The sequence below is a fragment of the Streptomyces sp. Tu 2975 genome, assembly GCF_009832925.1.
Lineage (GTDB): Bacteria > Actinomycetota > Actinomycetes > Streptomycetales > Streptomycetaceae > Streptomyces.
In genome coordinates this window covers 1,293,835-1,319,901 of the sequence record NZ_CP047140.1, presented here as the reverse complement: position 1 = coordinate 1,319,901, position 26,067 = coordinate 1,293,835, and the positions used below count along the sequence as shown (strand labels likewise).

Here is a 26,067-nt window from a genome sequence, read left to right as displayed (position 1 = left end):
TCCGCGCCCAGGCACTCTCCGGGAACTGGCCTGATGGCCATGATGTGACAGAATCTGGCCATGACCCTCGACAGGCAGCGCGCCCGGCTCACGGAATGGACCCCCGAGGAGGGCTGCGTCGTGCCGCCCGGTTCCGACCCGCACCGGGTCGCCGTGCTCGCCCTCGACGGCGTAATGACCTTCGAACTGGGTATTCCCGCCCGTATCTTCGGCACCGCCCGCGGCGCGGACGGCTCGGCGCTGTACGCGGTGGACGTCTGCACCCCCGACGGCCGTCCCGTGCGCACCGAAGCCGGTTTCTCCATCGACGTCCAGCACGGTGCCGAGGCACTGGAACGCGCGGACACCGTGGTCGTGGCCGCCACACACCGCCTCGGCGTCATCGGCGAGCAGGGCGTGCTGCCCGAGCCGGTGGCGGCCGCCCTCGCCAGGATCCGGCCCGGTACCCGGACCGTGTCGATCTGCACCGGCGCCTTCGTGCTCGCCGCGGCCGGGCTGCTCGACGGCCGCCCGGCCACCACCCACTGGGCGGAGGCGGAGCACTTCCGGCGCCTGTTCCCGCGTGTCCTGTTCGACGAGGACGTGCTCTTCGTGGACGACGGCGATCTGCTGACCTCCGCCGGTGCGGCGGCCGGCGTCGACGTCTGCCTGCACCTCGTGCGCCGTGACCACGGCAGCGCGCTCGCCAATCAGGTGGCCCGGCGCTGCATCGTCCCACCCTGGCGGGACGGCGGTCAGGCCCAGTACATCGAGCGCCCGGTGCCCGCCCCCACGGCCGCCACCACCGCGCCCACCCGCGCCTGGGCGCTCGAGCGCCTGCACCGGCCGTTGACGCTGGGGGAGCTGGCGGGACACGCCGGGATGAGTGTGCGGACCTTCACCCGGCGGTTCCGTGACGAGGCCGGCCTCACTCCCGGTCAGTGGCTCACCGCCCAACGGGTCGAATTCGCGAAACAGTTGCTGGAGACCAGCGACCTGTCCATCGACCTGGTGGCAGACCGGGCCGGGTTCGGTAGTGCCAACTCCCTGCGCCAGCACATGCGGGAACTCGTCGGTGTCCCGCCCGCCGCGTACCGCCGCACCTTCCACGCCTCGGCGGGCGTCACGACGGCCCGGCGCGGCGCCGCCGGGCCGGGAGCGTTCGCGGTCGTCGGCGGCTGACCCGGCCCCGACGTCCGACGCGCTGGTCGTACGCGGCGACGAAGGCCGGGGGCCGTCGCGGTCGGCCCTCGGCCCGGTCGCGGGCAGCGGCGTGCGGTACGAGGGCCGGATCGGACCACGTGGCAGATCGGTCAGGAATCGAGAAGCGGGGGCACCCCGCTGTCCCTAGCATGATCGTCATGGACATCACCATTCACACGAGCTTCCTCCCCCACGACGACCCGGACGCGTCCCTGGCCTTCTACCGCGACGCACTCGGCTTCGAGGTCCGCAGCGACGTCGGACAGGGCAAGATGCGATGGATCACCGTCGGCCCCGTCGGTCAGCCCGGCACGTCCATCCTCCTGGCGCCGCCGGCCGCCGACCCGGGGGTCACCGAGGAGGAGCGCCGCACCATCACCGAGATGATGGCCAAGGGCACCTACGGCTGGATCCTGCTGGCCACCCCGGACCTCGACGGCACGTTCGAGAAGGTGCAGGCCGGCGACGCCGAGGTCGTCCAGGAGCCGACCGAGCAGCCGTACGGCATCCGCGACTGCGCCTTCCGCGACCCGGCGGGCAACCTGATCCGCATCCAGGAACTGCGCTGACCGGTGCGCACGGCGCGGTCCGCTCGTCGCGGTCCGCTCGTCGCGGTCGGCTCGTCGCGGGTCCGCTCGTCGCCGGTCCGCTCGTCCAAGAAATGGGGTTCCCTCATGTGTCGTCCCGCATGGGCGCGCGCACTCACCGCGGCGCAGCGCCTGAGCGACCTCGCACGACTGCGTCGCGTACGTGACCGGATCGACCGGGAGTACGCGCAGCCGCTGAACGTCGAGGCGCTGGCCCGCGGCGCGAACCTGTCCACCGGGCACCTCAGCCGTCAGTTCCGGCTGGTGTACGGCGAGTCGCCGTACGCCTACGTGACGAGACGCCGCACCGAGCGCGCCATGGTGCTGCTGAGCCATGGCGACCTCAGCGTCACCGAGATCTGTTCCGCGGTCGGCTGCCCATCGCTCGGGACGTTCCGCACCCGCTTCACCGAACTGGTCGGCATGCCGCCCACCGACTACCGGCGCCGTGCGACGGGCGCCATGGAGGGAATGCCGCCGCTCGTGGCGAGGCAGTCGACAAGACCGGTCAGGAATCAAGAAGCGCCGGTCGCAGAGCCGGAACTAGCGTGAGGACCATGGAAACCATCGAGTACGTCACCCTCGAGGTGGCCGACCCCACGGCCGCCGAAAGCTTCTACACCACCGCGTTCGGGCTGGGCACGCAGCTGCGCCTGCGTGCCTCGGAGGCACCGACGACCGGCTTCCGCGGGTTCACGCTGTCGCTCGTGGTGTCCCAGCCGGCCGACGTCGATGCTCTCGTCGACGCCGCCGTGGAGGCCGGCGCCGCGACGCTGAAGCCCGCAAGCAAGTCGCTCTGGGGCTACGGGGGCGTCGTACAGGCCCCGGACGGGACGATCTGGCAGATCGCGTCGTCGTCGAAGAAGGACACCGGCCCGGCCACCCGGCAGATCGACGAGATCGTGCTCCTGCTCGGCATCGAGGACGTGAAGGCCGGCAAGCAGTTCTACGTCGACCACGGCCTCGCCGTGGCCAAGAGCTTCGGCAGCAAGTACGTCGAGTTCGCCACCGGGTCGGGCCCCGTCAAGCTGGCGCTGTACAAGCGACGTGGCCTGGCCAAGGTGGCCGGAGTCTCGCCCGACGGGACGGGATCGCACCGGCTCGTGATCGGCGGCGACGCCGGATCCTTCACCGACCCCGACGGATTCGCGTGGGAGGCCGCAGCGTCCGCGCCCACGCCCTGATCTGCGATGGCCGACCGAGTCCGCCCTCTGATGGGCGGACTCTCCACGGAACGACCGGAGTTGCGGGCATGCAGCTCGCCGCCCGGCGTCGGCGGTCACCGGGCGGACGGGCCCGGAGGAGCGGACGCGTCGACGGGGACGAGCAGGGCGGTGATGTTGTCGTGACCGCCCGCGTCCAGTGCGTGGCGGACCAACTCCCGTACGTGCGGCAGCAGATCGACCCTTTCGGCCGACGCCCGGGGCAGGCGGGCGAGCGCGTCCCGCAGGGATTCGGCGTCGGGCAGGTAGCGCCACAGCCCGTCCGTGCAGAGCAGCAGGCGACCGGGCACGGAGGGCCGGTAGCTCCGGATACGTGCTTGGGTGTCCTCCGCGTCCGCGCCCAGCCAAGCGGCGAGGGCGTCGTGTTCCCCGATGTCGTCCTCGGTGAGCGTCATGCCGGTGCCCTCGTCCGGTAGCCAGTAGGCCCGGCTGTCGCCGATCGACGCGCTCCAGATTCCCGCCGGGCCGGCCGCGCCCGCGACGAACGTGCAGGCCGGTGCCACGTCCGTGTCCGCGGGGCCGGCCAGGGCGGCCACCGCCTGTGCGGCTCGGGCCGCGGCTTCGCGGAGTGCTGTCTCCGGCAGCACGCCCACCGGCAGCCGCGCCGCCAGCGCCTGTGCCCCCACCTCGGCCGCGACCTGTGCGGCGCGCTCCGACCGGGGTGACATGGAGACACCGTCACAGACGACGCCGATCGTCCAGTCGCCGCGCCGGGTCAGGGCCATGGCGTCCGCGTTGACGCCGCGCCGCTTGCCGCGGTCGCTGACGCCCGCCGCGCCGTCCGGGGCCGTGACCTCGACGTGCGACCGGAAGGCCGGCTGTGCGTGGCCGCACTCCCAGCAGTGGCCGTCCGGTGCGACGATCCCGCCGCACCGGACGCAGCTCTCGTTCTCGCTCATCGGGAGGGATCCTGACAGACCGGATCGGCCTCGGTCTCCTGTCCGTGGACCACGGGGCACACAGGAGCCACCGCGGCTCCTGACGGTCCCGTCGCGGAGGAGTTCCCGCGGGCCGCGGTCGACTTCGTGGAGGCGTCCGCGGCCCCCTGCCGCCGTGTGACCCACATCACACGAGGTTCCTGTCAGTAATCCGGTCGCTGCTCCGCTCAGTTCACCGGAAGCAAGCAACTCACCGGGAGCAAGCGAACCGACAGGAGCAGCACATGAAGCACCGCATCGTCGTCCTCGGCGCCGGCTACGCCGGGGCCTTCGTGGCCGGGAACCTGGCCCGCAGGCTGTCCCCGGCGGACGCAGAGATCACCGTGGTCAACGCTGAGCCGGACTTCGTCCAGCGGCTGCGGCTGCACCAGCTCGCGGCGGGCCGGGAGATCAAGGTTCCGAAGCTCGCCGACGTCTTCGCGGGCACGGGGATACGGCTGCGCCTGGCCCGTGTCACCGCCATCGACCCCGAGCGCCAGGTCGTCACCGTGGCGGACGCCGAGGGAGGCGGCGAACTCGATTACGACACGCTTCTCTACGCGCTCGGCAGCCACGTTGCCGACCACGGCGTCGCCGGCGTGGCCGAGCACGCCTTCGACGTCACCGGCCGGCCCTCGGCGCTGCGACTGCGCGAGCGACTGGACAGCCTGGGCAGGCGGGGCGAAGGCGGGAGGGTGCTGGTTGTCGGCGAGGGGCTGACCGGCATCGAGACGGCCACCGAGATCGCCGAATCCCGGCCCGGCCTGTCGGTGACGCTGGTCGCCCACGGCGAGCTGGGCGCACAGCTCTCGGCCGGAGCCCGCAGCCACCTGCGCCGGGCCTGCGACCGGTTGGACATCACCGTCGTGGAGCACACCGGCGTCGAAGCCGTCGAAGCGACGCGGGTGCTGTGCTCCGACGGCACCGTCCTGGCGTCCGACGCGACCGTGTGGACGGCCGGGTTCGCGGTCCACCCCATCGCGGCCACCAGCGGGCTGGAGGTCACGGAGAGCGGTCTGATCGTCGTCGATCGCACCATGCGGTCGGTCTCGCACCCGAACGTGTACGCGGCCGGCGACGGCGCCTACGCCGTCGGCGACAACGGCCGGCCGCTGCCGATGTCCTGTGCTTCGGCCGGCTCCACCGGCCGGCAGGCCACGGCGGCGATCGTCGGGCGCCTGACCGGCCGCACGGTCGCGAACGTCAAGCTGTTCTACGTGGGCAACCACATCAGCCTCGGCAGGCGGGACGCGATCCTGCAGATGGTCGACGACGAAGCGCAGGCGAAGCCGAAGTACGTGGGCGGCCGGAAGGCCGCGCGGATCAAGGCGGGGATCGTCAAAATGTCTCTGTGGGGCGTCTCGCACCCGACCTTCGGCATGCCCCGACGCAAGCGCCGCCTGGCCGCCGCGCCGGTTGCGTCCGCCGGGCACCGCGTAGCCGCCTAGGGTGTTTCGCGTGGACAACAGCATTGCCACTGATCGCTTCGACACCGGTCGGTTCGAGGCCGGCCGGAACAGACTGGCCTCGCTGGCGTACCGGCTGCTGGGCTCCGCGGCCGATGCCGAAGACGCCGTGCAGGAAGCGTTCCTGCACTGGCAGGCCGCCGACCGGCAGCGGATCAAGGTGCCGGAAGCATGGCTCACCAAGGTCGTCACCAACCTGTGCCTCGACCGGCTCCGCTCGGCACAGGCCCGCCGCGAACGCACCGCCGGCGCATGGCTGCCCGAACCGCTCCTCGACGGCGACCCGATGCTCGGCCCGGCCGACACGTTCGAGCAGCGTGAATCGGTCTCCCTGGCCGTGCTGACCCTCATGGAGCGCCTGTCACCCCTCGAGCGGGCCGTCTACGTCCTGCGCGAAGCGTTCTCCTACGGCCACGCCGAGATCGCCGAGATCCTCGGCGTCACCGAGTCCGCGAGCCAGCAACACCTCCACCGGGCCCGGCGCCGCATCACGGCCGCGCGCCGCCGCGGCGGCGAGGTCGACCCGGCATCCGCCCGCAGGATCGTCGAGGAATTCCTCGCCGCTGCCTCCTCGGGTCGCACCGAGCGGCTGGTGGCGCTGCTCACCGACGACGCGACGGCGGTCTCCGACGGCGCCGGCCTGGCCAAGACGCTGCTGCGGTTCGACACCCCGCAGCGCATCGCCGCCATCGCCCGGGCCGGCTTCAGACCGACGCCCGCGAAACGGCGCCTTGCCGGCGGCACGCCCGCAGTGCACTACGCGCTCGTCAACGGCGCCCCCGCCGTTCTCTTCGTGCTCGTCGACCAGGTCGTCGGTTCCGTGACGTTCGACATCACCAACGGCAGGATCGCAACCGTCCGCGGTATCGCCGCACCCGCCCGCCTTGTCCGCCTCACGGAAGCCTGGCGGCAGCACGAACCGGACACGCCGCTCATCTCCCGGTGGTGACCCGACGCCGACGGGCCGGCGAGGGGGGGCAGGCCGGTCACGCCCACCTCCTCCGGAGCCGGATCCGCTGTCACCGTGATCGTGACGGACTCTCGGCGAGGCGGCCGCCAGGCGGTATCGGGTGGCGGCCGGGAGCGAAGGGCCCGCGCGCGCCACCGTGTGGGGCGGTGACGCGCGCGGGGGTCGGGTGCGGTCCGGTTCGGCCGGTCAGGCGCGGAGGGGGCCCTCGCAGGTGTAGTCCGATGTGCCCGCGCGTCCGTCGTCCCATATCTTCACGGCGCCGAACGAGCAGTTCATGTCGGTCAGGTTGTTGTGGCCGCTCCCGGCACGGTCGAGGAGGAAGTGGTCGACCGTCTCGGACATGTCCTTGAAGACGAGGTCGGCGTCGCCTGCGTCGGTCAGGCGGGCGGTGATGCGGCCGGTGCAGACGAACCGCGGGCGCTCGGCCGTGCCGCTGCCGCGGCATGCGGGGGCGCTGCCGGTCGCAGCGGTGAAGGACGCGCGAACCTCGTCGGCCGAGCCGTCGCGCAGCTGGTCCAGCGGGACATAGGCCGTGTCGGGCACGAACAGTTCGTCGACATGGGCGATCTGCGTGTCGAGGAAGGCGTCGTACGCGCCCTGAAGCCCCGCGTCCCTGCCGAGCCGGTCGCGCCAGGCGTCGAACGCCGCCGGGTCGTCGGCGCGCAGGGTGCGGTACATCTCCCGTAGCAGTGAGGGGCGCCGGGTCCAGAGGAATTCGAAGAAGGTGCCCGCGTAGTCGTAGAAGCGGAAGCCGTCGCCGTCGTACGTGGCGTGCAGCAGCTGGTTCACCGTCATACGCGGTCCGCCGTTCGCCGTGTCGTCGATGACGCCTTGGACGAGCGACCTGCGGACCTTGACGCCGTCACTGCGGCTGGCGCCGGCGAAGAACTCGGCGGTGCCCTCGTCCATGGCCGTGGTCCGGTCGCCGTCGTACCAGGGGCTCTCGCCGAAGAAGCCGGGTACCGCCCAGCGGCCGTTGAGGTAGTGCCCGTACTCGTGGCGGAACAATTCCTCCAGGGTCAGCGACGAGTCCTGAGGAACTCGGCGCTGGTACGTGTAGAAGGTCGCACCCTTCTCGATGTAGATGCCGCCGTTGTCGGTGCCCATGCCGGTCAGGAGCGGGTGGAAGATCTCGTACTCCTTGCGGGAGGAGTACAGCACGATGTTCAGGGCGGAGTTGGGGTCGTCGGCGAGGGGTGCCTCGCTGCCGACGACACGATGGAACTGTGCCTTGACCTGCTTGCTCGCGTAGTACAACTGGTCGACGGTGGCCCGCTCGAGACCCGTGCGGACCCTGATGCGGTCGGTGCCGTCGACACCGTAGACGTAGGCGTGCGGGAAGAGGCGCTTCTCGATGTCGGACGCGCACACGTGGTACCGGGCGCAGGCCTCGTACACTCCCAGCCAGGTGGCGACCTGCGCCCAGGGGGCACTGCTGTCGCCGAAGGTGCGTGCCGTGACGCCCAGGAGCGTGCCGAGGTCGGAGACGATCCCGCCGCGCAGCCCGTCGATCTGGCCGAAGCGGGCGTACTCGCTCAACGCGTCACGCACCACCCAGGCGTTGGGCCGGTCCTTGAGGTGCGCGTGCCGGGCGAAGGTCCGGAAGACGGCTCGGTAGGACGGGGAGGCCTTCGCCGCGGCGTGGAAGGCGGTGTCCTGGTTGCCGGGGTACACGCCGAGGTAGTTCAGGCTGAGCGCGGCGAGGGCGGCCCCGGCCCAGGAGGTGTCCTGGGCGGTGTCGGGGTGCCGGGCGTCCATGGTGACCAGCACCCGCTCCACCAGCCGGAGTTGGAACTGGCGCAGGCCGGGTGCCGAGGCCGCGTAGAGAGCTTCGCGCAGGGTCTCAGCGTTGGTCCGGGTGGCGTCGAAGGTGCGGGACGCCGAGCCGAAGCGGGCGACGGCACGGCGCATGGTGGTCAGGGTCGGCGTGTCCGTGACGTCGATCTCGTCGCGCGAGAAGTCGTGGTAGGCGACGGCGTGGAGATACGTGAACATCTCCAGCAGGTGGCTGCCGTTCCTGCCGTCGTGGGAGTCGGCGAGGCCGGCGATGCGGCGGGAGACGGCCTGGACGTGCGCGTCCGACATGACCGGGACGAGGCGCCGGTCCCAGGTCCACAGGATCGACCGAAGGCAGTCGTCGGCGGTGACGGCGGGGTCGGCGAGGAAGTCGGCGAACTGCCCGGGTGCGAGGCCCGTGACACCGTCGAGCGTGCAGGGTGCCTTCGACGCGCCGACCTCGGCCCTGCGCTTCTGTTCCGGGGTACGAGGTCCGGGGACGCGGCCGTCGGTGAGGCCGCCCGGGGCCGGCAGCGGACGGGCGGCTCGGCGGTCGAGGGCCTCGGCGAGGCGGTCGACCCTGTCGGTGGGGTCCGGCTGCGAGGCCGGCCGTATCACCGAAGGCGCTGCGGGCGTCGCGGGGGCTTGCTCGGCCGCGGGGGCGGGTTGGACGGCCGTCACGCAGAGCGTGAGTGCTGTCGCGGTGGTGAGCAGGACTGCGCGCAGGGACCTGCGCGCGGCGGGGCGCAGGGGTCGGCGCGGGGTTCTCGGCTGGAACACATCGGCTCCTGTGTGGGAGGTGGCAAGAGATGCGCTGTGCCGGCGGAAGGCGACTCGGGCCGTCAACTGCCGTGGCGCGGGCGCCGGTTGCCAGGGCGGCGCCATGTGATGCGTAACGTAGTAATGTGAAATGGCACTGTAAAGAGCCGTGCACCCCGGACGTCGTCGAGGCGTGGACAGGGGCGCTGATGAGACGTCAGGTCCAGGGTTCCTCGACGGCGGACCTCTTCCCAACGCCCAGTGCAATGTGAAATATTACCGCCGTGCCCATGAGGAACTCACCGGATCTCATCGTCGTCGGAGCGGGTGTGGTCGGTGCCGCCTGTGCCTACTACGCGGCCCGCTCCGGCCTCTCCGTCACCGTGATCGACCGCGGTCCCGTCGCGGGCGGCACCACGGGAGCCGGAGAGGGCAACCTCCTGGTCTCCGACAAGGAGCCCGGCCCCGAACTCGAACTGGCCCTGGTGTCCGCACAGTTGTGGCGCGAGCTGTCCGATGTGCTCCCGCCTCGGATCGAGTACGAGACGAAGGGCGGCCTGGTCGTCGCCTCGGACGACGCGTCCCTGAAGGTCCTGCGTGACCTCGCCGCCCGGCAGGAGCGGGCAGGCGTGAAGAACCAGCAGGTCGCCGGTGACCGGCTGCGCGACCTGGAGCCCCATCTGTCCCCGGATCTGGCGGGCGGCTTCCACTACCCGCAGGACGCCCAGGTGCAGCCCGCGCTCGCCGCGGCGCACCTGCTGCGCGCCGCCGGCGGCAAGGGCTCCGGCCGGGTCCTCCTGCGGCTGGGGGAGGAGGTCACCGGCGTGCTCAAGGACGCGGGTGGCGAGGTGCGGGGCGTGCGGACGGCGACCGGTGAGGTGCACGCCCCCTGTGTGGTGAACGCCGCCGGCACCTGGGGCGGGCGGCTCGCCGGACTCGCGGGAGTGGACCTGCCGGTGCTTCCCCGCCGGGGATTCGTCCTGGTCACCGAGCCGCTGCCGCGCGTGGTGCGGCACAAGGTCTACACGGCCGACTACGTCGCCGATGTCGCCAGCGGCTCGGCGGCGCTCCAGACCTCCGCCGTCGTAGAGGGCACCCCGGCGGGCCCCGTCCTGATCGGCGCGAGCCGGGAGCGGGTCGGCTTCGACCGCACTCTTTCTGTGGAGGCCCTGCGCCGCCTCGCCGCCCAGGCGACCCGCCTGTTTCCGGTGCTCTCCCGGGTGCGGGCGATACGGACGTACGCCGGGTTCCGCCCGTACCTGCCCGACCATCTCCCCGCGATCGGACCCGACCCGCGTGTCCCCGGCCTGCTGCATGCCTGCGGGCACGAAGGCGCGGGGATAGGACTCGCCCCGGCCACCGGCCTGATCGTCGCCCGGATCGTGTCCGGAGGGGAACTCCCCATGGACATCGCGCCGTTCAGGCCGGACCGTTTCGAGCGGGCTTCACCCGGGGCGCCCCGGACACCTTGACGGCCCCGGACGCCCCCGCCCCCACCACCCCGGAAGGAGACGCACCTTGGCGCGTGACCGCAGCCCCGCCGGACTCGTCGGCGCGACACCCCAACAGCCCTCGTTCGAGATCACCTTCGACGGGCGCCCGATCACCACGCTCCCCGGCCGGTCCGTCGCCGCCGTCCTCTGGTCGGCCGGCATCCTCGCCTGGCGCACCACGCGCCGGGGCGGCCGTCCGCGCGGAGCCTTCTGCGGCATCGGTCACTGCTACGACTGCCTCGCCACCATCAACGGGCGGCCCAACAGGCGGGCCTGTCTCGTGCCCGCCCGTCCCGGTGACACGATCACCACTCAGGAAGGACACGGCCATGCCGGGCTCGCCGTCTGACGGGGCGGCCGGCGACCCGTACGCCACGGTGTACGACCTCGCGGTGATCGGCGCGGGCTGCGCGGGCCTCGCAGGCGCCGTCACCGCATCCGAACGGGGCCTCTCCGTCGCCCTGCTGGACACCGCGGGCCGGATCGGCGGCCAGTTCTACCGCCACCCCGACCCGGCCGTCGGCGCGGTGCGCCCGGAGGCCCTGCACCACGACTGGTCCGCCTTCGCCGGTCTTCGCCGCCGCCTCGAGGCCGGTGACGTGGTCCATCTCGCCGGTCACCACGTCTGGACCGTGGAGCGGCAGGACGGGGCGGAGGTGCGGTGGACGGTGCACGCGGTCACCGGAGCGGACGGCGACGGCGAGCACCCCGTGCGCGTACAGGCCCGCACGGTCCTGCTCGCGACCGGCGCGTACGAACGCCAACTGCCGTTCCCCGGCTGGACACTGCCAGGAGTCGTCGGTGCGGCAGGGGCACAGGCGATGCTGAAGGCCGGACTCGTCCTGCCCGGCAGACGCGTCGTCGTCGCGGGCAGCGGCCCACTGCTGCTCGCCGTCGCCGGCTCGCTCGCCTCCGCCGGGGCGCGCGTGCCCGCGGTGGTGGAGGCAGCCGGCTATCTCGGATACGCGCGCCGGCCGGCCGTTCTCGCCGCCGACCCGCAGAAGCTCGCCGAGGCCGTGGTCCACGGTGCGGCGCTGCTGAAACACGGCGTGCGGCTGCGCACCCGCAGCGCGGTGACCCAGGTCCACGGCACGGACCGGGTGGAGGGGGTCACCGTCTCCCGGGTCGACCGGGACTGGCGGCCCGTGCGGGGGACGGGCCGCCGGATCGCCTGCGACGCCCTCGCGGTGGGGCACGGTCTCGTCCCGCAGACCGAGCTCGCCACAAGCCTCGGGTGCGCCACGCGCCGGACGGAGGACGGGACGCACGCCCTGGCACTGGACGCACTGCAGCGGACCTCGGTGCCGGGTCTGTGGGCGGCGGGCGAGACCGGTGGCATCGGCGGTGCACAACTCGCCCGGGTGGAAGGCGAGATCGCGGGCATCGCGGTGGCCGCCCAGGTGCGCGGCGAGCCCGGACCGGCGCGTGACGGGCGGGTGCGGGAGCTTCGGCGGAGGCGGGAACGGATGCGTGCCTTCGCCGATGCCATGGCCGCCGTGCACGCACCGGGGAAAGGCTGGGCCGAGTGGCTGGACGACGCCACGGAAGTGTGCCGCTGCGAGGAGGTGCCGGCCGGCGCCGTCCGCGAGGCGGTCGACGCCTACGGCGCCCGTGACGCCCGCACGGTCAAGCTCCTCACCCGCGCGGGCATGGGCTGGTGCCAGGGCCGGATGTGCGGGGCTGCCGTAGCTCGCCTCGCGGCGGGGGAGGCCACCCTGTCCCCGCTGCCGTCTCCCGAACGCCGACCGCTCGCTGGACCCGTGCCACTGGACGTGCTCGGAGCCCTCGACCCGGGCGAGCCGTCCGCCGCACCGGCCCGCCCGGCCGAACAGCCCGACACCGACCTTCCGGACGGCGACGCCGGACCCCGCCACTGAGGGGTCCGGCCTCGTGTGACTCGGAACGGCACCACGACATGTCACACCTACAAAAGAGGTCCCCGCATGACAGCCACCCGAGCCACCCCCACCTGGACCACCGACCGCCCCTGGCGCGGCATCATGGTCGCCACCGCCCTCCCTCTGCGCGACGACCTCTCCGTCGACCTCGACGCCTACGCCGAGCACGTCCGCCGGCTCATCGACGAGGGCTGCGACGGCGTCGTGCCCAACGGCTCCCTCGGCGAGTACCAGACCCTCTCCGACGACGAGCGTGCCCGCGTGGTTCGCACCGCCGTCGAGGCCGCGGGCGACGGCGCGCGCGTGATGCCCGGGGTCTCCGCCTACGGCAGCGCCGAGGCCCGCCGCTGGGCTGAACAGGCCGCAGAGGAGGGCTGCGGAAGCGTGCTGCTGCTGCCGCCGAACGCCTATCGCGCCGACGAGCAGGCGGTGCGTGCCCACTACGCGGAGGTCGCCCGCGTGGGGCTGCCCGTGGTTGCGTACAACAATCCCGTCGACACCAAGGTCGACCTCACGCCCGCCCTCCTGGCACGGCTGCACGGCGACGGCGGCATCGTGGCCGTCAAGGAGTTCAGCGGCGATGTACGCAGGGCCTACGAGATCGGTGAACTCGCGCCGGACCTCGATCTGCTGATCGGCGCTGACGACGTGCTCCTCGAGCTCGCCCTCGCCGGTGCGGTCGGCTGGATCGCCGGCTATCCGAACGCCTTCCCCGCCACCTGCGCCGAGCTCTACCGCACCGCCGTCGCCGGGCAGTTCGACACGGCGGTGCCCCTCTACAAGTCACTGCATCCGCTGCTGCGCTGGGACTCCAGGACGGAGTTCGTTCAGGCCGTCAAGGCGTCCATGGACGTCGTCGGCCGCCGCGGCGGCCCCACCCGTCCGCCGCGCATGCCGTTGCCCGCCGCGACAGGGGCCGCTGTACGCGCGGCGACCGAGAAGGCCGTCGCCGACGGCCACCACTGACCCCGATCCGCCTCGCAGGAAGGGACGTTCGTGCGGACCCGTCATGTCTTCCACGCCGTCGACTCACACACCGAGGGCATGCCCACGCGCGTGATCACCGGAGGTGTCGGGGTGGTCCCCGGCGCCACGATGGCCGAGCGCAGGCTCCACTTCATCGAGCACCTGGACCATCTGCGCACGCTCCTGATGTACGAGCCACGCGGCCACGCCTCGATGAGCGGCGCGATACTCCAGCCGCCGACCCGCCCCGACGCCGACTACGGCGTGCTGTACATCGAGGTCTCCGGCCTGCTGCCGATGTGCGGACACGGCACCATCGGCGTGGCCACCGTCCTCGTCGAGACCGGCATGGTCACGGTCACCGAACCCGTCACCACCGTCCGCCTCGACACCCCCGCCGGGCTCGTCTCCGTCGACGTGCAGGTCGAGGACGGGGAGGCCAAGGCGGTCACGCTCACCAACGTCCCCGCATTCTGCGTCGGCCTGGACCGCAAGGTGGACGTACCGGGGTACGGGACGCTGACGTACGACCTCGCGTTCGGCGGGAACTTCTATGCCTTTGTCGAACTGGACTCGCTGGGCCTGCCGTTCGAGCGGTCCCGCAAGGACGAACTGCTCACGGCCGGACTCGCCTTGATGGAGGCGATCAACGCGTCCCCGGACCGCCCGGCCCACCCGGAGCAACCCGAGATCGCGGGGGTCAAGCACGTGTATCTCGCCGCGCCCGGCTCGGACGCGCACCGCTCACGCCATGCCATGGCCATCCACCCCGGCTGGTTCGACCGCTCACCGTGCGGCACCGGTACCTCCGCGCGCATGGCGCAGCTGCACGCGCGTGGCGCCTTGCCGCTGCACCGCGACTTCGTCAACGAGTCCTTCATCGGCACCGAGTTCACCGGCCGTCTCGTGGCGGAGACCGAGGTCGGCGGGGTGCCGGCAGTCGTACCCCGTATCACCGGACGCGCCTGGATCACGGGCACCGCGCAGTACTTCCTCGACCCGGACGATCCCTTCCCCGCCGGATTCTTCCTGTGACCACCGCCCCGGCCAGGCCGACCCACGCGACCCGGCCCGCCCTTCCGACGTCCTCGTGGGGCCGCTCGACGGTCTCGGCACCGGCCTGTCCGTCAACGCCCCTTTTTTCTTCGCACCGGTGGCCGCCCAGGGGTCGCCGACCCATGGCCACCTGCGAAAACAACGTGACATTGTACGCTGGTGATCCTCTCTCGGCCACGAGGCCACAGGGCGAAGGGAACACCACCACCATGGGCCACCTGAAGCAGCGCAACCTCGTCACCGCCAGGGAGCGGCTGCGTGACCAGGTCGCCCACGCCCTTCGCGCCGCGCTCATATCCGGCGAACTGCGCCCCGGCGAGGTCTACTCGGCGCCCGGCCTCGCCGAGGACTTCGGGATCTCCGCGACACCGGTGCGCGAGGCGATGCTCGACCTGGCCAGGGAGGGCCTCGTCGAGCCCGTCCGCAACAAGGGCTTCCGCGTCACCGAGGTCAACGAGCGCGATCTCGACCAGTACACCGAGATCCGCCTCCTGATCGAGGTCCCCATGGTCCGCCGGATCACCGGCAGCGCCTCCCGCGAAGACCTCGAGGCGCTGCGGCCGGTCGCCGAGGAGATCGTGCGCGCCGCGCGCGAGCACGACCTCATCGGCTACCTCGAGGCCGACCGCCGGTTCCATCTCTCCCTGCTCGCGCTCGCCGGGAACGACCGGCTCGTCGAGACCGTCGGCGATCTGCGCAAGCGCTCGCGGCTGTACGGGCTGACCGCACTGGACGAGCGGGACCAACTGATCCCGTCCGCCGAGGAGCACATCGAGCTGCTCGACCTCATGCTGGCGGGTGACGCGAGAGGTGCCGAGAAGTGCATGGCCCGCCACCTCGGGCATGTGCGCTCGCTCTGGGCCGAGGGTGCGCAGGAGAAGGAGCGGGAGTCCGCCGCGCGCGGTCCCAGGAGGCAGCTGGGCACGCCCCGCTGAGGCGCTCCTACCTGGCTGCGGACTCCGGCCGTTCGGTGCCGACCGGGGTGGAGGCCCGCCCCACCGCCCGTCCTGGCCCGCCGACGGACTGGCCGGGCATGCCTCTGTTCACGGGGACCGCACCCCGCCACTATGGCGGAGCCATGTCAATGCCCTCAACCCCTCCCAGCCATGGCCCGTGCCGGCTCCGGCGCACGTCGACCGGCCGGCGCGGGACGCGCGCGTCGGAAACGGACGGTCGGTCATGAACGGATCCCCCGGCACGGTGAAGGCGTTCGTCGCGACCGCGCTGGCCGCGCTCCTGGCGAGCACGGCGGCCGCGATCCCGGCAGAGGCGACGGCGCCGCCGCGACCACCGGCGACGACATCGACCGCGGCCGTACCGCCCGAGGCGATCCCCGTCCCGTCGGCCGCCGCTCCTCTTCCAGGCCACGTCTCGACGCCCGCCGCCCTCGCCTCCGGCCGCGTTCCCGCCGCCGGCCCCGTCCCGCCGGCCGCCCCTGCCTGGACCCCGCCGCTGAGCACCCGTGGCCGCTACATCGTCGACGCCGACGGCAACCGCTTCAAGCTCAAGTCGGGCAACTGGCACGGCGCGAGCGGTACCTGGACCGGGACCGGCGACCGCGACGACCCCGCGAACCACCACGCGGGCGAGAAGGCGGACCGTGTTCCGCTCGGACTCGACCGCGCCCCCATGTCCGAGATCGTCGCCGGCTTCCGTGAGCTGGGGCTCAACAGCGTCCGCCTGCCCTTCTCCAACGAGATGGTGCACGACCCGCGCCCCGTCGCCGACGCGTCGGTGGCCGCCAATCCGGCCCTGCGCGGTCGTACCCCCCTCCAGGTCTACGACGCCGTCGTCGCCGCCCTCACCGGCGCGGGACTCGCCGTCGTCCTCAACAACCACACCAACACCACCCGTTGGTGCTGCGGTGTCGACGGCAACGAACGCTGGAACGCCGGCCGCACCGACGCGGAATGGGAGGCCGACTGGCTCTTCATGGCCCGCCGCTACCGCCACGAGCCACGCGTCGTCGGCGCCGACCTCTACAACGAGGTGCGCCGCTCGGTCTGGGACGACCCCAACTGGGGGCTCGGGGACCGCCATGACTGGTTCGCCGCCTCGCAGCGCGTCGGTGACCGCATCCTCCAGGAGGCTGATCCCGACCTCCTGATCGTCGTCGAGGGCATCAACTGGACCGGCGTCCCCGTCGACGGCCTTCCGCACGGGCGCCCCACTCTGGAGCCCGTCCAGCGGCTGTCCCACACGCTCGTACGGTCCGGCAAGCTCGTCTACTCCGCCCACTTCTACGACTACACCGGCCCCCACCACACCGGCGCCACCGGTGTGGGCGAGACCTCCGACAACCGCTACCGCGACTTCGGCCGCGAGGAACTGTTCGACGTGCTCGACCGGCAGGCCTTCTACGTGTCCGGCCAGGCCGGACGGCACTTCACCGCGCCCGTGTGGATCAGCGAGTTCGGGATCGGCGGCCGGGACGAACACGGCGAGAAGCCACGCGCCTGGTTCGAGAACTTCGTCGACCATCTCATCGCCAGGGACGCCGACTTCGCGTACTGGCCGATGGTCGGCTGGCACGAGGAAGGCAAGGGCAACGGCTGGGCCCTGCTCCATTGGGACTCCGCCGGCCGGCGCATCGGCGTCTTCGACGGCGACGACTGGCGCGCCGGTGCGTGGAGCCGCCTCGTCGCCGCGGAGGGGCACACGGGTCCCGTCCCGTCGACGGACCGCTGGTCGATGCTCGGCCCCGATCACGGCGATGTCGTGCAGTCGCTGCGGATGCGGGCCGCCGGTGACTGGGACGCGGGCGCCCGCAAGGCGGCGTGCCCCGACGGCCAGCGACTTGCCGGCCTGGCCCACACCGGAGGCCGTAGCCTGTGCACCGACGCGGCAGTCCGTGACCTCTGGGCGGTCGACGGACGGTACGAGGTGGTGCGCGACGAGCGCCATGTCCCGCCGGGCGGCGACTGGGCGTCGGGCTACACCAAGCTCCAGTGCCCCACAGGCCATTTCCTCACCGGCTACAGCGTTCGCGGAGCAGCCGTCTCGGCCGCCCTGTGCGTCGAGGCCCGGACACCGCTCGGCGCCGACGGCCGCACCGTCTGGTTCGACCGGGGCGACAACCGTCCGCCCCAGGCCCGCGGTGGGGACTTCGCCCACGGCCGGTTCAAGGGCCAGTGCGCGGACGACGAGTACGCGGCCGGTATCGCTTACACCGGCCGCGTGGGCTCGTCCCGGACACCTGACGCGCTGCTGTGCCGGAAGCTGGGCTGAGCGAGGCGTCGGGTGTCCGGGCGTCTGTCGCTCGGGTCCTCACGTCAGTGGCGGTGAAGACTTCACACGGGCGACGTCAGGGACTCCAGGTCAGCGAAGCGCCTTCACGCGGCTCAGCGCAGCCACGCCCACCGCGGCGAGTGCGATCTGGAACAGCCACTCGACCCAGTCGACGCCGTCGGTGTTCGCCACGCCGAACGCGGCGGCGAGAGCGGTGCCGAGGAAGGCGGCGGCGATCCCGACGACGATGGTCCACAGGACGCCGATGTGCTGCCGGCCGGGTACCACCAGCCGTCCGAGCACACCGATCAGGGTGCCGATGAGGATCGCGCTGATGATGCCGGAAATCTCCATGATCGTACCCTTCCTGTTGTTCTGTGTCCTGCATACGGGTGCCCCTCATGGCGCGGGGCACGCCTGTTCCCTTGTCGGGAGTACCGACGGCATCGGGCGTTGACAAGCTGACGCATCGTCAGCCACGGTGGGGGCATGGCGAAGATGCGTGCGCGTCTGCTCGTTCTCCTGGCCGCGGTTCTTGTGAGTGCCTCGCTGACGAGCGCCGAAGCGTCCCGGGCCACGGCCACCGCCGCCGACCGGCCGCCCGGGGTCCTCTGGTTCGACGAGCGCGCCGCCACCACTCTCACCGTCGAGGACGGTCGTTTCACCGACGGGCTCGGCCGCGAGGTCGTGCTGCGCGGCTACAACGTCTCCGGCGGGACAAAGCTCGACGAGAACCGCGGCCTGCCCTTCGCCTCCGTCGCCGACGCCCAGAAGTCCGCCGCCGCGATGCGGGGACTCGGCGGCGCCAACACCGCGAGGTTCCTGCTCTCCTGGGCCTACGCGGAACCGGTCCGCGGCCACGTCGACGAGCGTTACCTCGCCGCCGTCACCGAACAGCTACGCGCCTTCCTCAAGACCGGGATCCGCGTCTATCCCGACTTCCACCAGGACCTCTATTCCCGCCACCTCTTCCACGAGGACAGCTGGTACACCGGCGACGGAGCCCCCGCCTGGGCCGTGGAACAGGGGAACTACCCGCGTGAATCCTGTGGAGTCTGCTTGTTCTGGGGCCAGAACATCACGCAGAACAAGGCCGTCACCCGGGAGACGTACGACTTCTGGCACAACAGGGGCGGCGTCCAGGACGCCTTCCTCACCACGGCCCGGACGGTGATGGAGTACCTCGCCGAGCACCTCACCCCCGTGGAGTTCGCGGGCATCGCCGGATTCGACCCGTACAACGAACCGCACCCGGGTACGTACGAACCGGGTCAGAGCAGCCGCGCCTGGGAACGGGACCTGCTCTGGCCGTTCTACGAGAAGTTCCGCGCCCGGATGGACGAGGCGGGCTGGCGCGACAAACCCGCCTTCGTCGAACCCAACCTCTTCTGGAACGCCAATCTTGACTTCCAGCGGCAGGAAGGCGGCCTCCTCGACGCCGGCTCCTCCCTCGGCCCCCGCTACGTCTTCAACACACACTTCTACGACCAGAAGGCCATCTCCGGCGTCTTCATGTGGGGCAAGGCGAAGAACGGCCAGTACGCGGGCGACTTCACCACCGTGCGTGACCGGGCGGCCGGCGCCGGCACGGCGGGCATCGTCAGCGAGTTCGGCCACCCCCTGGCGGGTGCGGTCGCCGACAAGGCCCCGAGTGTGCTGAAGGCGATGTACCAGGCCCTCGACTCCCGGCTCCCGGGCGGCACTTGGTGGTCACGGCCGCAGGACTCCGGCCAGGTCCTCTCCGGTACGCAGTGGCAGTGGGACATCTACAACGGCCGCCACCACGAGCTCATGAACGGCAACCCCGACAAGGTCCTGACCGAGGGCGACGCCTGGAACGACGAGGACCTGTCCGCCGTCCGTCTCGACGACTCGGGCGCCGCCGTGCTCCGCCAGGACGCACGGCTCCTCGACCGCCTCTATCCGAGCGCGACGGCGGGCCGCGTCGTCGGATTCAGCTACGAGGACCGATCCCGCGACGGCTCCACCACACTCACCTGGAACCCGGTACCCCCTTCGTTGCCACGCCTCGCGGAGCTGGTCGGCACGGGCCGGTACGGGGTACTGCTGTGGCGCCCGGACGGCACGCCCGCCCCGACGGAGCTCCACCTCCCGGCGTCGTTCGACCCGGCACGCACGACGGTGGTCTCCGACCTGGGAGCGCTGCACGGCCTGCCCTCGTACGAACCCGGCACGCCGGTGGCGGTGGCCCCCGAACCGGGCGGCACGGGCAGCCGCCGCCTCCTTCTCACGGCGCAGGGCGGCGACCCGGACCTCCACGTCGCGCTGGTGACGGACGGCGCGACGGCGCCCTCCGCCGACCTGCTGCGGGCGGCCCGTGCGGAACTGACGCAGTGGGCGGGAGGGCTGGGCTGAGGCGGGCGGCCGGGACGACGGCGGGCCGGCGATCGGGGCGCGTACGAGCGGCGACGGTGCGTGGTCAGCGCCGATGGATTCGGCACCGGCGAAAGCAGAACGGGCGCACTTGGAACCGACGGACGAGGCGCCGGGGGACGGCCTGAGGGTGGAAGACATCAGGGCGGACGGCGTATCGCCCGGCTTGGGGCGGGACGGCTCGGTACGCGTCAGGCTCATGAGGGAAGAGGAACTCCCGTCGGCGGAGCGGGCCTCGGGACTCGTCCTCCTCGAAGGGGACAGAGGCACCCGCAGGATCGGCGATCGTGTAGATCCGGAATGATGACGTACGAGGTGACCTTGAGCAGGCTTGTCCCAGTGGATCAAGGACCGGGCCACGCGGGTGGTGCCGTCCGCATTGGTGGTGCCCGGGTTGCCGAAGTCGAGCTCGCGCCGAGTCGGCGGTTCGACCCGGCGCAGGCACTGTCCCTGGCAGGACGAGTCCGCGGGTTTCGCGCGGACTCGTCCCGACCCTGCTCAGCTGACGGCGTCGAGCAGCAGCCGCGCGGCCACCATCGCCCCGTCGGTGCGGACCATGCCGGCCACAGCCTTCGCCCGGGCGCCGGTTTCGGGGTCCAGGGCCGTCTTGAGCGCGCTCGACAGGGACTCGACGGTCGGCACCGGACCGTTGTGGGCCACGCCGATGCCCAGCTCGGCCACCCGACCGGCCCAGTACGGCTGGTCCGCCAACTGGGGCACCACCACCTGTGGAGCGCCGGCCCAAGCGGCCGTCGTCGTCGTACCCGCGCCACCGTGATGCACGACGGCAGCCACCCGCCCGAACAACTGCTGATGGTTGACCTCGCCGACGGCGAAGCAGTCGTCCCGGTCGTCGACGAGGCCCAGCTCCGCCCAGCCACGCCCGACGAGTACCCGGCGGCCGTTCGCGCGCACCGCCTCGATGGCGACCCGGGCCGCATCTGCCCCCGCGCGCACGGCCATGCTGCCGAAGCCCACGTACACGGGTGGCGCGCCGGCAGACAGGAAGGCCACCAGCTCCGCCGGAAGCGGCCGCTCATCGGGCAACGTCCACGCGCCGGTCTGTACGACGTCGAGGTCCGGCGTCTTTAGCCACGGGTCCAGCACCGGGTCCGTGGCCAGCCACGGCCGGTCACCGAAGGCGTAGTCACGGACGTTGTCCACCGCGGGTAGGCCGATAGACGCCCGGTTGGTGTTGAGCGCCTCACCGAACAGCGCGTTGATGCTCTGGGCGTCCAGGTCCCACAGCGCCCGGTTGCCGGTCACCTCCGGCGGGAACGGCCGCCCCGGGTACGCCAGCGGCGGGCGCTGCGGCGAGGGCAGGGTCAGCTGCTGGAAGATCGCGGATACGTACCCGATGCCCAGCTTCTCGGTCACCGACCGCGCCCCGGCGATGGCCGGCATCGCGCCCGTCGCCACCAGCACGTCGCACCCCTCGGCCGCCGCGGGTACGACCCGCAACTGACCGGCAATCAGTTCCGCCGCGCGCTGCGGCAGATTGGTCTTCGACGGCGGTGGCGCCGCAGTCGTCAGCGCGCGTGCCGACTGCCCGACACCCACCATGGACACACCGACCCCGGCCAGCCGCTCCGCGAAGTCCTCGTCCGGTGGCGCACACACCCGCACCTCCGCGCCGAGTTCCCGCAACCGCACGGCCAACCCCACCAGCGGTTCGACATCCCCGCGCGACCCGTACGTCGACAACAGCACACGCACTTCTTGGATCTCCTGTTTCCTCAAGGATTTCTGGGCCGGACCGACCGTCCCGGGTACGGCCGGGTTCTGCCACGCGCCACCCGCCACGCGTGGCGCGTGGCAGAGAGCGCTCAGCTGCTGACGCGCCCGTAGGTGAGGAACACCGCGCCGCTCTTGAGAACGGTGTGGTCCTGGAGTGTCCAGTTGTGCGGGTCGAAGACGGCCTTGTGGGAGAACAGCGGGATCCCGTCGCCGATGGTCAGCGGGCCGACCTTGAGGATCAGCGTGTCGATCTCGGCGTACAGGGAGCCCGCAAGCTCGGCGCCACCGAGTAGCCAGATGTCCTTGCCGGCCTGCTGCTTGAGCTCGCGCACGGTCGACACCGGGTCGTCGGCGACCAGTTCGACGGCCGGGTCCGGGCTCTCGGTCAGCGTCCGGGAAAATACCAGGTGACGCAGGTGGGGGTAGGCGTCGGTGAGACCGGCCGCAAGGCCGATCTCGTAGCTGCGCCGCCCCTCGAGCACCGTGTCGAAGTGCGTGCCCTCCGCCGTGACGGACAGTGCCTGCCGGGCCTGGACGGGCAGCGTCTCAGGGTACTCGGACACGAGGTGCTGGATGTAGTCCTCCGGTATGGGCCAGAAGCCGCTCGGACCGGTGGGGTCACTGCCGTCCGGGCCCGCGATGAAGCCATCGAGGGTGGTGGCGATGTAATAGGTCAGCTTTCGCATCGACTGTCGATTCTGTGAGAAGGATGAGGCTGCGGGTCGGACTGCGGGTACGTCGAGTCGGAACGCGCGCGTGCGCGCCGTGAGGAATGGACGCCCAACTCTCGTTCCATCACCAGCATATGGACGTTGATCTTGCCGCAGGCCCGCGACCCCGACAGTGACCCCCGTCCGCCCCGTTGGCCGGCCAGGTCGGCCGAGGGCTGCGCGGAGCGGATCCGGTGAGCTGGGCGTGGATCTGCCCCGGCGCCGGCGGCGGCCTTCCGGGCAGGTCGTGGGCCCTCGAGGCGACGACGACCTGACCCGACGGGGACCGGGGAGCCGGGGGAGCCGCGCTCTCAGCGCAGCGTGACGAACAGGAGCACGGCCGTCGTCATGGCGGCGGCGGCCCCCGCAGCGACACGTGAGACCCAGCGGCGCGACGGGATCCAGGTCACCTGGGGCCGGGTCACGCCCGCGTAGACGTAATAGACGCGGTCCTGTTCCTCCGCCAGCACCACGCGCGCCAGCGGAAGGTGACGGATCGAGACCTGCCGGGTCACTTCACCCTTCTTCCTGACGAGGCTCCGCTCGATCGCGGAACGATGGTGAGCGGCGAGATCCTCGGGCAACCGGTCCTTCGCCCCCATCACGGTCTCCCGCCACGCACCCCTGTCCTTCAACCGTGACCGGATGATCCACGGCGCACGCGGCGGCGGCGGAGTCACGTCCTCGTCCTCCGGCGCCCGCGTGATGGTCGCACCCCGCCAGGCGGTGAGGCGCCCCTTGCCGGAGCATGTGTCGCAGCTCCACCGTCCCCGCCCCTCACAGTGCCGGCACTTCACCTTGCCGTCCCCACCGCAGTCGGTGCACAGGGTCTTCCCCCAGCCCAGGCAGCGCGGGCACGCCGTGCCGGTCGCCTCGCACAGGGCGCAGTCGACACGTACGCCGGGCCGCTTCACCTTCTGCGGTGCCACGGGTGTCACGGGAGCCTTGCGTGATCCTCCCCGCCCGCGGCACTTGGTGCAGGACGTGACGCTCTTGCAGTCCGTGCACGGCACCTGCGGCTCGCACTGCAGGCGCCCCGTTCCCTTGCAGTTGGGGCACTGCTGCTTGCCGTTGCTGCAATCGCGGCACGGCACTTCACGGACCGAACCGTCCAGAACGACGTGCACGGTCTCACGCCGGCGCGGGTTCTTCGGCAGATCCGGCCGATAGGCGTCCAGGTCGTCGACGACCGGGCGTCCCGACAGGTCGAACGGTGCGGGGCGGGTCTGCTCGCCCGTCGTCCGCGACTCGATGCAGCGGGTCACAGTACAGTCGAGGAGAGGCTGGTGCTCGATCCTTGCGCTGTGCGCCAAGCGCTGTGATTCCGGGTCGCCCGAACGTCCCCGGTGCTCGGCGACGGCCGCGAGCACCTCGTCGTCGGGCAGTGCGTCGGTCGGTTCGTCGGCCATCGCAGAGTCCCCCTCCACGGAAGCGCCTGGTCACCCGCCGGGCGGCGGCGCCGGAGCCTGTGGTTGCCCAAGCCCCAAGTCTGTCGCAGAGCAACGATGTCCGGAAGGCCGCGACCACCACGGCGTCGGGCCGCCCCCCGGACCCGACCCGACCCGGCCCGGCGCGACCCGTCACGTCAAACGGCGACGCGACACGTCGGCCCGACCCTACCCGTCACGTCAAACGGCGACGCGACACGCGAGGAATGCGGGTACGGCGATCGGCGGTGCGCCCCAACACCTGCCGTACCGAAGGGACTTCTTCACGAAGGAGGCGGCAACCTTCCCACAGTCGGCGGCGACCGACAGAGCAGCAACGGCCCGGACTTCCACCGCCGACCTCAGGAGGACACGTGCGAATCGGACTCTACGGCCGCCACAGGCGCCCGATATTTCTGCGCAGGATCGGGGCAGCAGGCCTTGCGGGCGGCCTGGTCCTCGGCGGGGCGGCCACGCTCTCGTTCGCCCTTTCGTCCCCGTCCGCCTCCCCGGCTTCGACCGCCGGCGCCACCGGTCCGGTCACGGCCGCCGCCACCGTGCAGGCGGAGAACCTGGACCGCGGACCGGTCAGCGTCCACGACGGGGCGGACAACCTCGTCAGCTGGCGCCTGCTGGCAAGCGACCCCGCCGATGTGGCGTTCAACGTCTACCGTGCCGGTACGAAGGTCAACGACCAGCCGATCACGGGCTCGACGAACTTCCGGCACAAGAACGCGCCGTCCCACGCCGACTACCAGGTGAAGGCCGTCGTCAACGGCCAGGAGCAGGGCCTCTCCGCACACGCCGTCCAACTGCGCGCCGGATACCTGGACGTACCCATCTCCGCACCGGCCGGCGGCTCCGGCTTCGCCTACGCGGCCAACGACGCCTCCGTCGGCGACCTCGACGGCGACGGAGACCTGGACATCGTCCTCAAGTGGGACCCCACCAACTCCAAGGACAACTCCCAGGCCGGCTACACCGGCAACACCATCGTCGACGGCTACACCCTCGAGGGCACCCGCCTGTGGCGCATCGACCTCGGCCGCAACATCCGGTCGGGCGCGCACTACACGCAGTTCCAGGTCTTCGACTACGACGGCGACAGCAGGGCCGAGGTGGCGATGAAGACCGCCGACGGAACCCGCGACGGCAAGGGCACGGTGATCGGCCACTCCGGTGCGGACCACCGCAACAGCGAGGGCCGGATCCTGACCGGTCCCGAGTACCTCACGATGTTCCGGGGTTCGGACGGAGCGGCGGTCTCCACCGTGGACTACGTGCCGGCCCGCGGCACGGTGTGCAACTGGGGCGACTGCTACGGAAACCGGGTCGACCGCTTCCTCGCCGGCACGGCGTACCTCAACGGCAGCACTCCCTCCCTGATCATGGCCCGCGGCTACTACACCCGGTCCGTCATCGCCGCCTGGGACTTCAGGGACGGGCAACTCACCCGACGCTGGACGTTCGACACCAACAGCTCCACCAACCAGGGCAAGGGCTACGACGGGCAGGGCAGCCACAGCCTGTCCATCGGCGACGTGGACGGCGACGGCAGGGACGAGATCGTCTACGGTGCGATGGCCGTCGACGACAACGGCAGCGGGCTGTGGACCACCCGCACCGGCCACGGCGACGCCCAGCACCTCGCGGACCTGGACCCTGACGACCCGGGCCTCGAGTACTTCAAGGTCTCCGAGTCCACCAGCCGGCCGTCCTCGCTGTACATCGACCCGGCGAACGGCAGCGTCCGCTGGAAGACCGGATCGGGCAGCGACAACGGCCGCGGGGTGGCCGGCGACATCTGGGCGGGCAACTCCGGCGCCGAGATGTGGTCGGCGGCCGACTCCTCCGTCCGCGACAAGAACGGCAGCACCCGCGGCCGCGAGCCGTCGTCCGTCAACTTCCTTGCCTGGTGGGACGGTGACACGACGCGTGAACTGCTCGACGGCACCCGCATCGACAAGTACGGCACGAGCGGCGAGACGAGGCTGCTGACGGCGTCCGGCGTCCACTCCAACAACGGCACGAAGTCCACTCCGTCGCTCTCGGGCGACATCCTGGGCGACTGGCGCGAGGAAGTCGTCTGGCCGACGGCCGGCGACACCGCCCTGCGGATCTACTCCACACCCATCGAGACGGACAAGCGGTTCACCACCCTGCTCCAGGACCGCATGTACCGCACGGGCCTGGCCTGGCAGAACACGGCGTACAACCAGCCGCCGCACCCGAGTTACTTCCTCGGGAGGTGAGGGCGGCGGGGTCCCGGGCCGCCCGA

Annotated in this window: 21 protein-coding genes; 15 read left to right on the top strand and 6 right to left on the bottom strand. The window is 71.8% G+C overall.

The features are described from left to right. Window positions 1–60 precede the first annotated feature (60 nt). The 4 genes from GLX30_RS05745 to GLX30_RS05730 all read left to right on the top strand — a co-directional run bounded on the left by GLX30_RS05745 (window position 61) and on the right by GLX30_RS05730 (window position 2,953). Entirely contained in the window at window positions 61–1,161 is a 1,101-nt protein-coding gene (locus tag GLX30_RS05745) for a helix-turn-helix domain-containing protein (RefSeq protein ID WP_279632567.1), read from the top strand. Between the two features lie 179 nt (window positions 1,162–1,340). Then, window positions 1,341–1,751, top strand: a complete 411-nt coding sequence (locus GLX30_RS05740; protein ID WP_159684330.1) for a VOC family protein — start codon at window positions 1,341–1,343, stop codon at window positions 1,749–1,751. Between the two features lie 105 nt (window positions 1,752–1,856). Beyond that, window positions 1,857–2,321 carry an AraC family transcriptional regulator gene (locus tag GLX30_RS05735; protein ID WP_159684328.1) on the top strand — a complete coding sequence of 155 codons (465 nt, stop codon included), beginning with the start codon at window positions 1,857–1,859 and terminating at the stop codon, window positions 2,319–2,321. A 5-nt stretch (window positions 2,322–2,326) separates the two neighbouring features. Then, the gene (locus GLX30_RS05730) at window positions 2,327–2,953 is read left to right on the top strand and encodes a glyoxalase (protein WP_159684325.1); all 627 of its coding nucleotides are present in this window, start codon (window positions 2,327–2,329) and stop codon (window positions 2,951–2,953) included. A 95-nt stretch (window positions 2,954–3,048) separates the two neighbouring features. Here the strand turns inward: GLX30_RS05730 and GLX30_RS05725 are convergent, their stop codons facing one another. Beyond that, window positions 3,049–3,891 carry a protein phosphatase 2C domain-containing protein gene (locus GLX30_RS05725; RefSeq protein WP_159684323.1) on the bottom strand — a complete coding sequence of 281 codons (843 nt, stop codon included), beginning with the start codon at window positions 3,889–3,891 and terminating at the stop codon, window positions 3,049–3,051. Between the two features lie 263 nt (window positions 3,892–4,154). Between GLX30_RS05725 and GLX30_RS05720 the strand changes: the two genes are divergently transcribed. Both GLX30_RS05720 and GLX30_RS05715 read left to right on the top strand, forming a co-directional pair. Next, window positions 4,155–5,357, top strand: coding sequence for an FAD-dependent oxidoreductase (locus tag GLX30_RS05720; RefSeq protein WP_159684320.1), 1,203 nt, complete (start codon window positions 4,155–4,157; stop codon window positions 5,355–5,357). A 1-nt stretch (window position 5,358) separates the two neighbouring features. Beyond that, window positions 5,359–6,324: a sigma-70 family RNA polymerase sigma factor gene (locus GLX30_RS05715; protein WP_159684317.1), complete on the top strand. Its 966-nt coding sequence runs from the start codon at window positions 5,359–5,361 to the stop codon at window positions 6,322–6,324. Window positions 6,325–6,531: 207 nt separating this feature from the next. On the opposite strand, the gene GLX30_RS05710 is transcribed toward GLX30_RS05715, so the two are convergent. Continuing rightward, window positions 6,532–8,901 (bottom strand): collagenase, encoded by a 2,370-nt coding sequence (locus tag GLX30_RS05710; protein ID WP_159684315.1) that lies wholly within the window; start codon window positions 8,899–8,901, stop codon window positions 6,532–6,534. Between the two features lie 263 nt (window positions 8,902–9,164). On the opposite strand from GLX30_RS05710, the gene GLX30_RS05705 reads away from it, so the two are divergent. From GLX30_RS05705 to GLX30_RS05675, 7 genes are all read left to right on the top strand, one after another. Continuing rightward, window positions 9,165–10,352 (top strand): FAD-dependent oxidoreductase, encoded by a 1,188-nt coding sequence (locus GLX30_RS05705; protein WP_159684312.1) that lies wholly within the window; start codon window positions 9,165–9,167, stop codon window positions 10,350–10,352. A gap of 46 nt (window positions 10,353–10,398) precedes the next feature. After that, window positions 10,399–10,722: a (2Fe-2S)-binding protein gene (locus tag GLX30_RS05700; RefSeq protein ID WP_159684310.1), complete on the top strand. Its 324-nt coding sequence runs from the start codon at window positions 10,399–10,401 to the stop codon at window positions 10,720–10,722. Next, complete coding sequence (locus tag GLX30_RS05695) at window positions 10,703–12,250, top strand: NAD(P)/FAD-dependent oxidoreductase (RefSeq protein WP_159684308.1); 1,548 nt, start codon at window positions 10,703–10,705, stop codon at window positions 12,248–12,250. Before GLX30_RS05700 ends, GLX30_RS05695 begins: the two co-directional genes overlap by 20 nt. 66 nt (window positions 12,251–12,316) lie before the next feature. Then, on the top strand, window positions 12,317–13,237 hold the full coding sequence (locus GLX30_RS05690; RefSeq protein WP_159684305.1) for a dihydrodipicolinate synthase family protein: 921 nt from the start codon (window positions 12,317–12,319) through the stop codon (window positions 13,235–13,237). Between the two features lie 30 nt (window positions 13,238–13,267). Continuing rightward, window positions 13,268–14,272 carry a proline racemase family protein gene (locus GLX30_RS05685; RefSeq protein ID WP_159684302.1) on the top strand — a complete coding sequence of 335 codons (1,005 nt, stop codon included), beginning with the start codon at window positions 13,268–13,270 and terminating at the stop codon, window positions 14,270–14,272. Window positions 14,273–14,502: 230 nt separating this feature from the next. After that, complete coding sequence (locus GLX30_RS05680; protein WP_159684299.1) at window positions 14,503–15,228, top strand: GntR family transcriptional regulator; 726 nt, start codon at window positions 14,503–14,505, stop codon at window positions 15,226–15,228. A 244-nt stretch (window positions 15,229–15,472) separates the two neighbouring features. After that, window positions 15,473–17,521: a cellulase family glycosylhydrolase gene (locus GLX30_RS05675; protein ID WP_244258023.1), complete on the top strand. Its 2,049-nt coding sequence runs from the start codon at window positions 15,473–15,475 to the stop codon at window positions 17,519–17,521. 90 nt (window positions 17,522–17,611) lie between these two features. On the opposite strand, the gene GLX30_RS05670 is transcribed toward GLX30_RS05675, so the two are convergent. After that, entirely contained in the window at window positions 17,612–17,875 is a 264-nt protein-coding gene (locus GLX30_RS05670) for a GlsB/YeaQ/YmgE family stress response membrane protein (RefSeq protein WP_159684296.1), read from the bottom strand. Between the two features lie 135 nt (window positions 17,876–18,010). Between GLX30_RS05670 and GLX30_RS05665 the strand changes: the two genes are divergently transcribed. Further along, entirely contained in the window at window positions 18,011–19,897 is a 1,887-nt protein-coding gene (locus tag GLX30_RS05665; protein WP_159684293.1) for a cellulase family glycosylhydrolase, read from the top strand. Between the two features lie 516 nt (window positions 19,898–20,413). Here the strand turns inward: GLX30_RS05665 and GLX30_RS05660 are convergent. From GLX30_RS05660 to GLX30_RS05650, 3 genes are all read right to left on the bottom strand, one after another. Beyond that, on the bottom strand, window positions 20,414–21,631 hold the full coding sequence (locus GLX30_RS05660; protein ID WP_159684290.1) for a glycosyltransferase: 1,218 nt from the start codon (window positions 21,629–21,631) through the stop codon (window positions 20,414–20,416). 110 nt (window positions 21,632–21,741) lie between these two features. Next, entirely contained in the window at window positions 21,742–22,338 is a 597-nt protein-coding gene (locus GLX30_RS05655) for a dihydrofolate reductase family protein (protein ID WP_159684287.1), read from the bottom strand. A 335-nt stretch (window positions 22,339–22,673) separates the two neighbouring features. Beyond that, on the bottom strand, window positions 22,674–23,771 hold the full coding sequence (locus tag GLX30_RS05650) for a hypothetical protein (protein ID WP_159684284.1): 1,098 nt from the start codon (window positions 23,769–23,771) through the stop codon (window positions 22,674–22,676). A gap of 392 nt (window positions 23,772–24,163) precedes the next feature. Between GLX30_RS05650 and GLX30_RS05645 the strand changes: the two genes are divergently transcribed. Then, the gene (locus tag GLX30_RS05645; RefSeq protein ID WP_244258022.1) at window positions 24,164–26,041 is read left to right on the top strand and encodes a rhamnogalacturonan lyase; all 1,878 of its coding nucleotides are present in this window, start codon (window positions 24,164–24,166) and stop codon (window positions 26,039–26,041) included. The last annotated feature ends 26 nt before the right edge of the window (window positions 26,042–26,067 follow it).